The organism is Pseudomonas sp. p21 (assembly GCF_001642705.1).
Lineage (GTDB): Bacteria > Pseudomonadota > Gammaproteobacteria > Pseudomonadales > Pseudomonadaceae > Aquipseudomonas.
Genome location: NZ_LWBV01000002.1, coordinates 736,138 through 749,906, shown reverse-complemented (window position 1 = coordinate 749,906; position 13,769 = coordinate 736,138). Strand labels below are relative to the sequence as shown.

The following is a 13,769-nucleotide window of genomic DNA, read 5'->3' as shown; positions in this document are numbered from 1 at the left end:
GTAGAACCGGCTCGACTGTTCCTACGGCTTTGGGAAGACTCCAGTGATAAAAAAAATCCTGATCGCCAACCGGGGTGAAATCGCAGTTCGGATCGTCCGTGCCTGCGCCGAGATGGGCATTCGCTCTGTCGCGATCTATTCCGATGCCGACCGTCATGCCTTGCACGTCAAGCGCGCCGACGAAGCCCACAGCATTGGTGCCGAGCCGCTGGCCGGTTACCTGAACCCGCGCAAGCTGGTGAACCTGGCTGTGGAAACCGGCTGTGATGCACTGCACCCGGGCTATGGTTTTCTGTCGGAAAACGCTGAACTGGCAGAGATCTGCGCCGAGCGCGGGATCAAGTTCATCGGCCCGGCCGCCGATGTCATTCGCCGCATGGGTGACAAGACCGAAGCGCGCCGCACCATGATCGCCGCAGGTGTGCCGGTAACTCCGGGCACCGAAGGCAACGTTGCCGATATTCACGAAGCCCTGAGCGAAGGTGACCGCATCGGTTACCCGGTCATGCTCAAGGCCACCTCTGGCGGTGGCGGCCGTGGTATTCGCCGTTGCAACAGCCGTGAAGAACTGGAACAGAACTTCCCCCGCGTCATCTCCGAGGCTACCAAGGCCTTTGGTTCTGCGGAAGTGTTCCTGGAAAAGTGCATCGTAAACCCCAAGCACATCGAGGCGCAGATCCTTGGTGACAGCTTTGGCAACGTCGTGCACCTGTTCGAGCGCGACTGCTCGATCCAGCGCCGCAACCAGAAACTCATCGAAATCGCCCCGAGCCCCCAGCTCACCCCCGAGCAGCGCGCCTACATCGGTGACCTGGCGGTACGTGCGGCCAAGGCGGTGAACTACGAGAACGCCGGTACCGTGGAGTTCCTGCTCGCCGATGGCGAGGTGTACTTCATGGAAATGAACACCCGGGTGCAGGTGGAACACACCATCACCGAGGAAATTACCGGTATCGACATCGTCCGTGAGCAGATCCGCATTGCCTCGGGCCTGCCCCTGTCGGTCAAGCAGGAAGACATCCAGCACCGCGGTTACGCGCTGCAGTTCCGCATCAACGCCGAAGACCCGAAGAACAACTTCCTGCCCAGCTTCGGCAAGATCACCCGTTATTACGCTCCCGGCGGCCCGGGCGTGCGTACCGACACGGCGATCTACACCGGCTACACCATTCCGCCGTTCTACGACTCCATGTGCCTGAAACTGGTGGTGTGGGCGTTGACCTGGGAAGAAGCCATGGACCGCGGCCTGCGTGCCCTGGACGACATGCGCGTGCAAGGGGTGAAGACCACCGCCGCGTACTACCAGGAAATCCTGCGCAATCCGGAATTCCGTAGCGGCCAGTTCAACACCAGCTTCGTCGAAAGCCACCCGGAACTGACCAACTACTCGATCAAGCGCAAACCCGAAGAGCTGGCCCTGGCCATCGCCGCCGCCATCGCCGCCCACGCAGGCCTGTGAGGAACCCCATAATGTCCAAGAAAATTCACGTAACCGACACGATCCTGCGCGACGCCCACCAGTCCCTGCTGGCCACCCGCATGCGTACCGAAGACATGCTGCCGATCTGCGACAAGCTCGACAAGGTCGGCTACTGGTCGCTGGAAGTCTGGGGTGGCGCCACCTTCGACGCCTGCGTGCGCTTCCTCAAGGAAGACCCGTGGGAGCGCCTGCGCAAGCTGCGCGCGGCGCTGCCCAACACCCGCCTGCAAATGCTGCTGCGCGGTCAGAACCTGCTGGGCTACCGCCACTACAGCGACGACGTGGTCAAGGCCTTCGTCGCCAAGGCCGCGGTCAACGGTATCGATGTGTTCCGCATCTTCGACGCCATGAACGACGTACGTAACCTGCGCGTGGCCATTGAAGCGGTCAAGGCCGCCGGCAAGCACGCCCAGGGCACCATCGCCTACACCACCAGCCCGGTGCACACCATCGACGCCTTTGTTAACCAGGCCAAGCAGATGGAGGCCATGGGTTGCGACTCGATCGCGATCAAGGACATGGCCGGCCTGCTGACCCCGTTCGCTACTGGCGAACTGGTCAAGGCACTGAAGGCCGAGCAGTCGCTGCCGGTGTTCATCCACTCCCATGACACTGCCGGCCTGGCCGCCATGTGCCAGCTCAAGGCTGTGGAAAACGGTGCCGATCACATCGACACCGCCATCTCCAGCTTCGCCTGGGGCACCAGCCACCCAGGTACCGAGTCGATGGTTGCTGCGCTCAAGGGCAGCGAATTCGACACCGGCCTGGACCTGGAGCTGCTGCAGGAAATCGGCCTGTACTTCTATGCCGTGCGCAAGAAGTACCACCAGTTCGAAAGCGAGTTCACTGCCGTGGACACCCGCGTGCAGGTCAACCAGGTGCCGGGCGGCATGATTTCCAACCTGGCCAACCAGCTCAAGGAGCAGGGCGCCCTCAACCGCATGAACGAAGTGCTGGCAGAGATCCCGCGCGTGCGTGAAGACCTCGGCTTCCCGCCGCTGGTGACCCCGACCTCGCAGATCGTCGGCACCCAGGCGTTCTTCAACGTGCTGGCCGGCGAGCGCTACAAGACCATCACCAACGAGGTGAAGCTGTACCTGCAAGGCGGTTACGGCAAGGCCCCGGGCGTGGTCAACGAGCAGCTGCGCCGCCAGGCGATCGGTAGCGAAGAAGTGATCGACGTACGCCCGGCCGACCTGCTGAAGCCGGAAATGGCCAAGCTGCGTGCCGACATCGGCGCCCTGGCCCGTTGCGAAGAAGACGTGCTGACCTTCGCCATGTTCCCGGACATTGGCCGCAAGTTCCTCGAAGAACGCGAAGCCGGCACCCTGACCCCTGAAGTCCTGCTGCCAATTCCTGAAGCCGGCGCAGTGGCGTCCCATAGCGGCGAAGGCGTACCGACCGAGTTCGTCATCGACGTGCACGGCGAAACCTACCGCGTCGACATCACCGGCGTGGGCGTGAAGGCTGAAGGCAAGCGCCACTTCTACCTGTCCATCGACGGCATGCCGGAAGAAGTGGTGTTCGAGCCGCTCAACGAATTCGTCGGCGGCGGCAGCAGCAAGCGCAAGCAGGCCAGCGCCCCGGGCCATGTCAGCACCACCATGCCAGGCAACATCGTCGATGTGCTGGTCAAGGAAGGCGACATGGTCAAGACCGGCCAGGCCGTGCTGATCACCGAAGCCATGAAGATGGAGACCGAAGTGCAGGCGGGTATCGCCGGCAAGGTCGTGGCCATCCACGTGGCCAAGGGCGACCGTGTGACACCGGGCGAAATCCTGATCGAGATCGAAGGCTGAGATAAGCCTTCATCTACAAGCGGTTAACCTCTGGGGAGCGGAATGCTCCCCTTTTTTTATGGAGCGATATGCAATTTAATGCAGATTGCAGGCGCAAAAGCCGCCATATCTGCACTAAAATGCATAAACTGGGTGTGGTTCAGAAATACATCTGCACTATACTGCAGGCTGACGGCTGAGGCTGATCGAAGATATGCAGTAAATTGCAGGTGGCCAATGTACCGACTCACGCTCCAATTACATGACCAAGGTAAATGGCATGATGCTATTGCCATCGCCTTCGCCGAACCGGAAAGAAGCCTCTCCAGCCCTTGCGAGTTCGGATACACATCCAACTACGTCAAGGCCAATCTGCATGCTTACGACAGCCTGTTCAGCCTGGCGGCCAGTGCCAAGCTCCCGGTGGACTTTGGCTCTCATCGTCTACCGCATGCTCCTGCATTCCTTTACGACATAGCGCCTGCAGGGGCTGCGAAGCGTTTTCTGCTGAGGCATATCGGTCGTGAAAGACCGGCAGGCATGGGGGAAGACTTGTTTCTGCTAGGGCGCTCCACCCCAGCTCCGATTGGCAATATGCGCATCAGGGAGTCGGCTGAATTACTGGACCTTGCGGACCCCATCGGTTTTGCTCGCCAGGACGTCATCGTTCGCGATCAGCGTTTTCTGGAGTACGCCTACGAGCAGGGCGCGGCCATAGGTGGCGCGACAGGCGCCGGTGGAGAGGCGCCAAAGCTGCTGATGACCGAAGATGAAAACGGCCAGCTTTACCCGGACGCGGTGCTTGCGGATGAGGGGGCCTGTCGCCATTGGTTCATCAAGTTCGCCAGGCACCAGGCCTTGGCCGATGATCAGGAGATCCTGCGGGCCGAGTACCTCTATTACAGGGCGTTGCAGCAGCTTGGCATCGAGACGGTGGCCAGTGAACACATGGCGCTGGAAGAGGGAGCCAAGCCCAGCCTGTGGATGGAACGCTTCGACCGTCAGGTTACCGATCAGGGAGTACAGCGGTTTGCCGTGGAATCGATGTATTCCTTGTGTGGTGTAACCGAACCCGGTAGCCGGATGGGGCATTTGGAGGTGATCGAGACGCTCGTTGGCTTGTGGAAGATGGCCGGGCAGGGTAAAGAGGTGCCTGATCTGATCGCGGATTACCTGCGGCGCGACCTGATCAACAAGATCCTGGGTAACGCCGATAATCATGGACGCAATACAGCGATCATTCGTACCCGCGACACGGTGCGTCTTGCACCCATTTACGACTTGGCACCGATGGTGATGGATCAGGAGGGTGTAACCAGAACGACGAAGTGGCCCGCTTTGATCGAAAGAGCAGGCGAAATCGACTGGCACGCAGCCTGTGTTGCGCTGGCCGAATTCATCGATCCGGATGAGGCTTACCAGCGTCTGCGCCAGGAGGCCCGGCACCTATTGGCATTGCCCGATATCTTGTCCGGCCTTGGGCTCCCGGAGGCAGTGATGAATCACCCGGCGATTGCGCTGGGCAAGCTTGAGCGCCGGATGGCGGAGTGGGGGTTGGCATGACGGTTTCCATCGATGCCCGAGGTCTGATGATCGATGGCGTGCGCGAAGGTATTGCCGACGGCACAATCGAGTTGGGTACTGCTGTTCGCCGCCTGCGCGTAGAAGTAGCAAAGATGCAGCAGACCCAGTTTGCGCTGATGTGCAAGATTTCCGTGCGAACGCTCATTCAGATCGAGCAGGGGGACGGTAACCCCACGCTCAAATCGTTGAACGCAGTATTCAAACCGTTCGGTTTGCAGATGGGCGTCGTCAGGCGTGTGAGCCCGATCAGATAACCGGGCTTGCACCGATCGCGGGCCTGCCGGCCCGTGATCGGTTATGCCTATCCCCCCCTACGGCAGTCCTCAAGTGTCCGCACCTGGCCTTGCGGCCGCTGGTTCTCTTCACTCAACCAGCGCTCGAACGCGGCCGCCAGCGCCGGCCACTCATCATCGGTAATCGAATACCACGCCGTATCCCGATTGTGGTCCTTCACCACCAGGTGCTTGCGGAAAACTCCCTCGAACACAAAGCCAAACCGCTCCGCCGCACGCTTGGAGCGGGCGTTGGCGTTGTTGCACTTCCACTCCAGCCGGCGGTTGCCCAGTTCGAAGGCCGCCTTGCCCAGCAGGTACACCGCCTCGGTGCTCTTGGGCGTGCGCTGCATGGCGGCGCCGAAGGCGACGTGGCCGATTTCGATGCGGCCGTGGTCGGGCACGATCGACATCAGGCTGAGGATGCCCTGGGCCTGGCCGCTGGGGCGGTCGATCACGGTGTAGAACAGCGGGTCGCGGCCGGCGGCGTTGCCTTCCAGCCAGCGATCGAAGGCGGCACGTTCGGCGAACGGGCCATAGGGCAGGTAGTCCCACAGCAGCGGGTCGGCAGCCGGGCCTTGCAGCGCCTCCCAGAGGTCGTCGCCATGGCGCGCCGGGTCGAGCTTTTCCAGGCGGATGAAGCGGCCGTCGATGGGCTCGGCCTTGGGTGCTGCAGCGGGTTTCCAGTTCAATGCGTCGGTCATGTTCGGCTTAGAACTCTTTGCGGAATTGAATGAAGCCCGAGCGCTCGGCAACCTGCTGGTACAGGCTGATGGCGGTGGCGTTGGTCTCGTGGGTCACCCAGTACACCTTGCTGCAGTTGTCGGCCTTGGCTCTGGCGTAGACGTGCTCGATCAGCTGGCGGCCAATTCCCAGGCCGCGCTGCGCGCTGTCCACGTACAGGTCCTGCAGGTAGCAGGCGTTGCCGATGCTCCAGTTGGAACGATGGTAGATGAAGTTGACCATGCCCACCGCCTTGCCATCGACCCAGGCCAGGGCTGAATGGGTCGGTTCACTCGGGTCGAGCAGGCGTTGCCAGGTGCTGAGGCTGACCTCTTCGGCCAGTTCGGATTCATAAAAATGCAAGTAGGCCTGCCACAGGGCGTGCCAGGCAGCGTGATCTTCGGGGGTGACAGGACGCAGGGTAACGCTGGACATGGGCTGTTCCTTCAGAGTTGGCGCATATGCGCCGCGAGTTGGTTATCCAGGTAATCGGGGCTGGCGCTCAGGCCTTCACGCACGCCGGCAATGTCTTGCTCAGAGCGGTTCTGGCTGAGCTTGCGCGCGCCTTGCAGGCGAGCGATGGGCAGGCGGATGCCGACGATGGCGCGGAGCATGCCGTCGAGGTAGTCACGCGGGGCGTCGGTGACTTTCCACGGTTCGCTGCGGCCTTGTTCGTGGTGCTCGGTGAGGCGGCTGACAATGGCCAGCAGAGGCTCGGCGTCATGGATCACTTCTGCCGGGCCATAGGCGTGCACGGCCAGGTAGTTCCAGGTTGGCACCACCTTGGGGTTGTCGGCCTTGCTCGGATAGTAGCCGGGGCTGACATAGGCATCGGCGCCGGGAAACACCAGCAGGGCTTCGCCACCTTGCTCCAGGTCCTGCCACTGGCGGTTGGCCCGCGCCAGGTGGGCATAGACGGTGCCGAACTCGCCTTCGGCGATATCGACCAGCACCGGCAGGTGCGTGGCCAGCAGGCCTTGCTCACCGTGGCTGACAAGGATCGCCAGGCGGGTGTCGAGCATGTGCTGGTGCAGGCGCCCGAGGTCGTGTTCCTGATGGGGTTTGCTGTTGTACATGCTCGGTTCCCTTGTTCGATGGCACTATCCTAGGCAGGCTATTGGTTCATAGTAAGAGCCATTAATAGCTATTTTTATAGGTCCAATACCATGAGCGAGCGCCCCCTTGTGTTGCCTTTCGACCCTGCCGGGATCGCCCTCGATCGCCGCCGCGGGCTCAGCCAGCAGTTGTATCAGGCGCTGCGTGCGCGGGTGCTGGACGGGCGCCTGAGCAGTGGCACGCGGCTGCCGGCCACCCGAGATCTGGCTGCCATGCTGGCGCTGTCACGCAACAGCGTGGTGCGGGCCTATGACCAGCTGTATGCGGAGGGCTACATCGAAAGCCGGGTAGGCGACGGCACCTATGTCAGCCAGCTGCCGAAACTTTCCGCCGCCAAACTATCCACACAAGTATCCACAGGGTTATCCCGGCTGTTATCAACAGACTTATCCACATTTCCTTCGGAAAATACTGAGGATTTATCCAGCAGCCGACGTACCAGTGAGCCTTTGCAGCGCCTGAAAAGTAACCATTTGCCACCGCCAAGAAGCGGTGCACCGCGTGCTTTTCGCGTCGGTATTCCGGCGTTCGATTTGTTCCCGTTCGACGTCTGGGCCAAGCTGCAGGCGGGTTTCTGGCGCAACCCGGCTCCGGCGCAGTTGGGTTATGGCGACCCGGCGGGTGAGCCGCTGCTGCGCGAACTGATCGCGGCCTACCTGCGTCGCTCGCGTGGACTGACTTGTACGGCTGAACAAATTGTGATCACCAGTGGTGCGCAGCAGGCCATCAGCCTTTGTGCACAGTTGCTGTTGCAGCCGGGCGACGGCGTGGCTGTGGAAAACCCCGGTTACCGCGCAGCTGGGCATGCCTTTGCGCTGGCCGGTGGCAGGTTGCATGGCGTGCCAGTGGACGAGGACGGCATGGACTGTCGCCGGCTCGGGCAGCTGGCGGATTGCCGGCTGGCCTATGTCACGCCGGCCCACCAGTACCCGACCGGGGTGACCATGAGCCTGGCGCGACGCCTGGAATTGCTGGCCTGGGCCGAGCGCAGCGATGGCTGGATCATCGAAGACGACTACGACGGCGAATACCGTTACAGCGGTGCGCCCTTGGCCCCGCTTGCGGCGCTCGACCGGCATGGGCGGGTGCTATACGTCGGTACCTTCGGCAAGATCGCCTTTCCGGCGTTGCGCCTGGGCTACCTGGTACTGCCGGCGCAACTGGCGCAAGCGTTCAGCCAGGCCAGGGCGCTGGCGGTGCGGCATTCGGAGGTCAGTAGCCAGTGCGTGATGGCCGAGTTCATGGCACGGGGGCACTTCCAGCGGCATATCCGGCGCATGCGCAAGGCGGCGTTGAGCCGGCGAAATGTGCTCAAGGCCGGCTGGCCTGTGGATATTCCGGGGTTGGGTGGCATGCCGGAAGTGGCGGCTGGGCTGCATGTGAAAGTCGATGTGGATAACTTTGCGCGGGAGCAGGAACTGGTGGCCAAGGCTGAAGCGGTGGGGGTGGAGGTGACGCCGCTGAGCAATTTCTGGCTGGCGGACAGCGAGGTACCTGTGGATAAAAGGGCAGGGCTGGTGCTGGGGTTTGCAGCGGTGCCGGAGGGGGAGATTGCCGAGGCGTTGATGCGCTTGCGCAAGGCTTGGCGGCCTATTCGCGGGTAAACCCGCTCCCACAGGTATAGCGCCGGCCTCGAGTGCAGCGCAGACCCTGTGGGAGCGGGCATGCCCGCGAAGCAGGCGACTCAGGTTCCGGACTTGATCCGCGTCCAGGCCCTGGTCCGAGCCCGCTCGGCATCCCGCGCCAGGGGCTTGAGGGTATACAGCTTGGCCATCGCCTCCGCCGTCGGATACAGGTTGGGGTTGTTGCGAATCGCCGGGCTCACCTTGTCGGTCGCATCCTTGTTCGGGTTCGGGTAGCCGACAAAGTCGCTGATCGGTGCAATTACCTCGGGCTGCAGCAGGTAGTTGATGAATGCATGGGCATCTTCCGGGTTGGCCGCGTTTTTCGGAATCGCCAGCATGTCGAACCAGATCGGTGCACCTTCCTTGGGCAGGCGCATGTCCACCACCACGCCATTCTTCGCATCCCGGGCGCGGTTGGCGGCCTGCGAGAAGCTGCCGCTGTAGCCCACAGCCACGCAGATATCGCCGTTGGCGATGTCGGCCATGTATTTCGAGGAATGGAAGTAGGTGATGTGCGGGCGGATCTTCAGCATCAGCGCTTCGGCTTTCTTGTAATCAGCCGGCTTGTCGCTGTTCGGTGGCAGGCCCAGGTACTGCAATGCCAGCGGCAGAATCTCCGAGGGTGAGTCGAGCAGGGCCACGCCGCACTGCTTGAGCTTGGCGATGTTCTCTTCCTTGAAGATCAGATCCCAGCTGTCCACCGGGGCGTTGTCGCCGAGCGCAGCTTTGACCTTGGCCGGGTTGAAGCCGATCAGTACGGTGCCGTACATGTAGGGCACGGCAAACTTGTTGCCGGGGTCGTTGGCCTCGATCAGCTTCATCAGTGCCGGGTCCAGGTGCTGCCAGTTCGGCAGCTTGCTGCGGTCCAGCGGCTGGAACACCCCCGCTTCGATCTGCTTGGCGAGGAACACGTTGGACGGCACCACCACGTCATACCCGGAGTTGCCGGTCAGCAGCTTGGCTTCCAGCGCCTCGTTGGTGTCGAAGATGTCATACACCAGCTTCACCCCGCTGTCCTTCTTGAACTCGGTGAGGGTTTGCGGGGTGATGTAGTCGAACCAGTTGTACACCCGCAGGGTGCGCTGTTCGGCCTGGGCCTGCAGGGCACCGGTGAACAGGGTCGCGGCGATGAACGGGGCGAGCAGGCGCTTGAGTCGGACCATTATCGGGCTCCTGGCTGGGCGCGCTGGAAGCCTTCCAGCACATTGACTGCGTTGATACCGATTTCTTCCACAGCGTAGCCGCCTTCCATCACGAACAGGGTCGGCTTGCCGAGTCGGGCGATGCGCTTGCCCATTTCCAGGTAGTCCGGGCTGTCCAGCTTGAACTGCGAGATCGGGTCGTCCTTGAAGGTGTCCACGCCCAGGGAGATCACCAGCACGTCGGCGTCATAGGCGGCGATACGCTGGCAAGCGTCCTCCAGGGCGTCGCTCCAGGCGGCCCAGTCGCTGCCGGCCGGCAGTGGGTAGTTGATGTTGCAGCCTTGGCCGGCACCCTCGCCGGTTTCGTCGGCATAGCCGAGGAAGAACGGGAACTCGTCGCGCGGATCGCCGTGGATCGAGGCGAAGAACACATCGTTGCGGTTGTAGAAGATGTCCTGGGTGCCGTTGCCGTGATGGTAATCGACGTCGAGGATGGCGACCTTTCGCCGGCCCTGGTCGAGGAAGGCCTGGGCGGCGATGGCGGCGTTGTTCAGGTAGCAATAGCCGCCCATGACTTCGCCAGCCGCGTGGTGCCCTGGCGGGCGGCACAGGGCAAAGGCGGAATGTGCGCCTTGCTGAATCGCCGCCTGGGCGGTGAGGGCGACCTGGGCGGCACTGTAGGCGGCCTGCCAGGTGCCGGCGGTGATCGGTGCACCGGCATCGAAGCTGTAATAACCCAGTTCACCGTGCAGGCCGGTGGGTTTTACCTGGCGCAGTGTGCGTGCGGGCCAGGTGAACGGCAGCAGGTCGCCTTCCTGGCCCAGTGCGGCCCAGCGCGCCCAGGCGCCTTCGAAGAAGTTCAGGTAATCGGCGCTGTGGATGCGCAGCAAAGGGGCGCGGCCGAAGTCGGTGGGGCCCTGGATGTCGCCGAGGTTGCGCTTTTTGACCTGGTCGAGCACATGGTCGGCGCGTGACGGCATTTCGAAGCAGGGCATCAGCTTGCCGTCGATCAGCTCGCAGCGGCCGTGGTGCAGGCGGTGGTCATCGGAATAGATCGTCAGCATTGTTGTTCTCCGGTGGGTACTGGCGTGGGTCCATTCTCATGGGCGGGTCAGTGGGGGAGAACGACGCAAGTGGCCAAAAGGGGATCGATGTGGCCAAGCTCTTTGGCCAGGTTTTCCTGTACCGGCCTCTTCGCGGGCTTGCCCGCTCCCACAGGTACACCAGAATATTCAAGGGTTGTGGAGATCCTGTGGGAGCGGGCAAGCCCGCGAAGAGGCCGGTGCAGGTCAACCGCGAAAATGGCTGGGCGCGACACCACTCCAGCGCTGGAAGGCATGCCGGAAGCTGGCCGTCTCGCTGAAGCCCAAGGTCTCGGCAATCCGATAGATCGGCATCTGCTCATCGGCCAGCAACTGCTTGGCCCGTTCGAACCTCAGTTCATCCAGCAGCTGTTGATAACTGCTGCCCAGCGCCTGCAAATGCCGGCGCAGGGTGCGCGATGAGCAGTTCATCTGCCGCGCCAGCCCTTCCAGCCCGGGCGCTGCATCCAGTTGCTGCGCCAGCAGTTGGCGAATCCGCCCCAGCCAGGCCTGGCGGCCGGTGAACTCCAGGTTAAGGCGCCGGCAGCGTTCGCTCATGGCCTTGTGGGTAATCGGGTCGGCCAGCGGCAGTGGGGTGTCCAGCCAGCGCCGTTCGAAGGCAAAGGCATTGTCCTCGGCGTCGAAACCGACCGGGCACTGGAATGCTCCGGCATAGAGCGCGTGGTAGCCAGGCCGTGGGTGCTCGAAACGGGCGCCCAGCAGGGGCAGCGGGCGGCCGAGCAGGTCGTCGCAGATGACTTTCAGCGACACCAGGCAGAACTCGGCGTTGAAGGCGGTCAGCGCCGGGCTGTCGTGGTAATCGCTGGCGCTGAACCAGACGCGCTGGCCGTCGTCGAGCAAACGCAGCTTGAAGACTGTTCCCAGCAGTGCCGGATACTGCAGCGCCAGGCGCAAGGCGTCACCCAAAGTGGCACTGGAGAGCAGGGCGTAACCGAGCATGCCGTAGCACGACACATGCATGCGCCGGCCCAGTTCCAGGCCGATATCCTCGCGCCGGGCAACGGCGTTGGCGCACACCTGCAGTTCCTGCTGGGTGGTGATGCGCGCATCGGCATGGCCCAGGTCTGCCGGGCCGATGCCGCTGCCGGCCAGCAGCGCCGACGCCTCGCAACCGTCTGCCTGGAAGACGTTGAGGATCAGCGAAACCGCGTTGAGGGTGGTGAGGTGGCTGTGCAGCATGCTGGGTAATCCCGTTGGGCTGGGACGCATTATCGAGCAAGTTGTGTGCCGATAGGGCTGCAAGTCAGCCGCAAAATCCTGCAGGCGAAAAAAAAGGCCCGAAGCATAGGCTCGGGCCTTGGAAAGGTTGAGAGGTGTCTAGTCCCTCGACCTGGTGAGACTGTTTACAGCGACCTGGTTACGCCTTCAGCGGAACCAGACGGGGAGCGATCATGTTTTCCGGACGCAGGATGTCGTCGAGCATCGCGTCGTCCAGCAGCTTCTCTTCGCGCACCAGTTCCAGCACGCCGCGGCCGGTTTCCAGGGCAACGCGGGCGATACGGGTGGCGTTTTCGTAGCCGATGTACGGGTTCAGGGCGGTGACCAGGCCGATCGAGTGTTCGACCAGTTCACGGCAGCGCTGCTCGTTGGCGGTGATGCCGACGATGCAGTGCTCGCGCAGCATGTCCATGGCGCGTTGCAGCAGGCGGATCGAGTCGAAGATCTTGTAGGCGATCAGCGGCTCCATCACGTTCAGCTGCAGTTGGCCACCTTCGGCGGCGACGGTCAGGGCCAGGTCGTTGCCCATGATGGCGAAGGCCACCTGGTTGACGGCTTCCGGGATAACCGGGTTGACCTTGCCTGGCATGATCGAGCTGCCTGGCTGACGCGCTGGCAGGTTGATCTCGTTGATGCCGGTGCGCGGGCCGCTGGACAGCAGGCGCAGGTCGTTGCAGATCTTCGACAGCTTGACTGCGGTACGCTTGAGCATGCCGGAGAACAGCACGAAGGCGCCCATGTCGGAGGTGGCTTCGATCAGGTCGGCAGCTGGTACCAGCGGCTGGCCGCTGATGGCAGCCAGGCGCTGTACGGCCAGAGCCTGGTAGCCAGGGTCGGCGTTGATGCCGGTGCCGATGGCGGTACCGCCCAGGTTGATTTCGGTCAGCAGTTCCGGGGCCAGCGAGCGCAGGCGCTGCAGGTCTTCGGTCATGGTGGTGGCAAAGGCGCGGAATTCCTGGCCCAGGGTCATCGGTACGGCGTCCTGCAGCTGGGTACGGCCCATCTTCAGTACGTGATCGAACTCTTTACCTTTGGCAGCGAAGGCCTGGATCAGGCTGTCGAGGCTGGCCAGCAGGGCGTCGTGGCCCAGCAGCAGGCCCAGACGGATGGCCGTCGGGTAGGCGTCGTTGGTCGACTGCGCCATGTTCACGTCGTTGTTCGGGTGCAGGTACTGGTACTCACCCTTCTGGTGGCCCATGGCCTCCAGTGCGACGTTGGCGATGACTTCGTTGGCGTTCATGTTGGTAGAAGTACCAGCACCGCCCTGGATCATGTCCACCACGAACTGGTCGTGGTAATCGCCTTTGATCAGGCGGGCGCAGGCTGCGCTGATGGCAGCGTGCTTGGCATCGCTCAGGTGACCCAGCTCACGGTTGGCGTCGGCAGCAGCCTGCTTGACCATGGCCAGGGCCACGACCAGCTTCGGGTAGTGCGACAGCGGAACACCGGAGAGGTGGAAGTTGTTGGCAGCGCGCAGGGTCTGGATGCCGTAGTAGGCATCTGCAGGAACTTCAAGGGTACCCAACAAGTCTTTTTCGACGCGGAACGATGCAGCGGAGGACATGATGTATATCATCTCGATTTTGACCCGGCACATGCCGGAATGGCGCCAATCCTAGGCCTGAAGGTGATTTTGCGGCCAATGCTGTTGCACGCTAACCTATGCACAAACGGCATAGTGTTTCATGTGACGCCAATTGACATTCGAGCGTGTTCCATTTTGGTGCA

At 62.4% G+C, this 13,769-nt stretch carries 12 protein-coding genes; 5 read left to right on the top strand and 7 right to left on the bottom strand.

Annotated features, from left to right (window positions below; all coding sequences use genetic code 11):
* Nucleotides 1-43: 43 nt before the first annotated feature.
* The 4 genes from A4C63_RS08355 (at nucleotide 44) to A4C63_RS08340 (ending at nucleotide 5,096) form a co-directional block, all read left to right on the top strand.
* Nucleotides 44-1,459: an acetyl-CoA carboxylase biotin carboxylase subunit gene (locus A4C63_RS08355; protein ID WP_016712746.1), complete on the top strand. Its 1,416-nt coding sequence runs from the start codon at nucleotides 44-46 to the stop codon at nucleotides 1,457-1,459.
* 11 nt (nucleotides 1,460-1,470) lie between these two features.
* Complete coding sequence (gene oadA, locus A4C63_RS08350; protein WP_063912271.1) at nucleotides 1,471-3,279, top strand: sodium-extruding oxaloacetate decarboxylase subunit alpha; 1,809 nt, start codon at nucleotides 1,471-1,473, stop codon at nucleotides 3,277-3,279.
* A gap of 216 nt (nucleotides 3,280-3,495) precedes the next feature.
* A complete protein-coding gene (locus A4C63_RS08345) occupies nucleotides 3,496-4,821 on the top strand; it encodes a type II toxin-antitoxin system HipA family toxin (RefSeq protein WP_063912270.1) in 1,326 nt (441 codons plus the stop codon).
* Nucleotides 4,818-5,096 (top strand): helix-turn-helix transcriptional regulator, encoded by a 279-nt coding sequence (locus tag A4C63_RS08340; protein ID WP_063912269.1) that lies wholly within the window; start codon nucleotides 4,818-4,820, stop codon nucleotides 5,094-5,096. The genes A4C63_RS08345 and A4C63_RS08340 overlap by 4 nt, the downstream gene beginning before the upstream one ends.
* Nucleotides 5,097-5,143: 47 nt before the next feature.
* On the opposite strand, the gene A4C63_RS08335 is transcribed toward A4C63_RS08340, so the two are convergent.
* From A4C63_RS08335 to A4C63_RS08325, 3 genes are read right to left on the bottom strand one after another with little or no spacing between them, the layout of a single operon-like run.
* Nucleotides 5,144-5,818 (bottom strand): GNAT family N-acetyltransferase, encoded by a 675-nt coding sequence (locus tag A4C63_RS08335; protein WP_063912268.1) that lies wholly within the window; start codon nucleotides 5,816-5,818, stop codon nucleotides 5,144-5,146.
* A 7-nt stretch (nucleotides 5,819-5,825) separates the two neighbouring features.
* On the bottom strand, nucleotides 5,826-6,272 hold the full coding sequence (locus A4C63_RS08330) for a GNAT family N-acetyltransferase (RefSeq protein ID WP_063912267.1): 447 nt from the start codon (nucleotides 6,270-6,272) through the stop codon (nucleotides 5,826-5,828).
* A gap of 11 nt (nucleotides 6,273-6,283) precedes the next feature.
* The gene (locus A4C63_RS08325; RefSeq protein WP_063912266.1) at nucleotides 6,284-6,913 is read right to left on the bottom strand and encodes an FMN-binding negative transcriptional regulator; all 630 of its coding nucleotides are present in this window, start codon (nucleotides 6,911-6,913) and stop codon (nucleotides 6,284-6,286) included.
* A 90-nt stretch (nucleotides 6,914-7,003) separates the two neighbouring features.
* On the opposite strand from A4C63_RS08325, the gene A4C63_RS08320 reads away from it, so the two are divergent.
* A complete protein-coding gene (locus tag A4C63_RS08320) occupies nucleotides 7,004-8,557 on the top strand; it encodes a PLP-dependent aminotransferase family protein (RefSeq protein WP_063912265.1) in 1,554 nt (517 codons plus the stop codon).
* Between the two features lie 80 nt (nucleotides 8,558-8,637).
* Here A4C63_RS08320 and A4C63_RS08315 read toward each other — a convergent pair whose 3' ends face one another.
* The 4 genes from A4C63_RS08315 to aspA form a co-directional block, all read right to left on the bottom strand.
* A complete protein-coding gene (locus A4C63_RS08315) occupies nucleotides 8,638-9,741 on the bottom strand; it encodes a polyamine ABC transporter substrate-binding protein (RefSeq protein ID WP_063912264.1) in 1,104 nt (367 codons plus the stop codon).
* Nucleotides 9,741-10,784, bottom strand: a complete 1,044-nt coding sequence (locus A4C63_RS08310; RefSeq protein WP_063912263.1) for a histone deacetylase family protein — start codon at nucleotides 10,782-10,784, stop codon at nucleotides 9,741-9,743. The genes A4C63_RS08315 and A4C63_RS08310 overlap by 1 nt, the downstream gene beginning before the upstream one ends.
* Before the next feature lie 225 nt (nucleotides 10,785-11,009).
* Nucleotides 11,010-12,002 (bottom strand): AraC family transcriptional regulator, encoded by a 993-nt coding sequence (locus A4C63_RS08305; RefSeq protein WP_063912262.1) that lies wholly within the window; start codon nucleotides 12,000-12,002, stop codon nucleotides 11,010-11,012.
* Nucleotides 12,003-12,180: 178 nt separating this feature from the next.
* A complete protein-coding gene (gene aspA, locus A4C63_RS08300) occupies nucleotides 12,181-13,605 on the bottom strand; it encodes an aspartate ammonia-lyase (protein ID WP_063912413.1) in 1,425 nt (474 codons plus the stop codon).
* Between the last annotated feature and the right edge of the window lie 164 nt (nucleotides 13,606-13,769).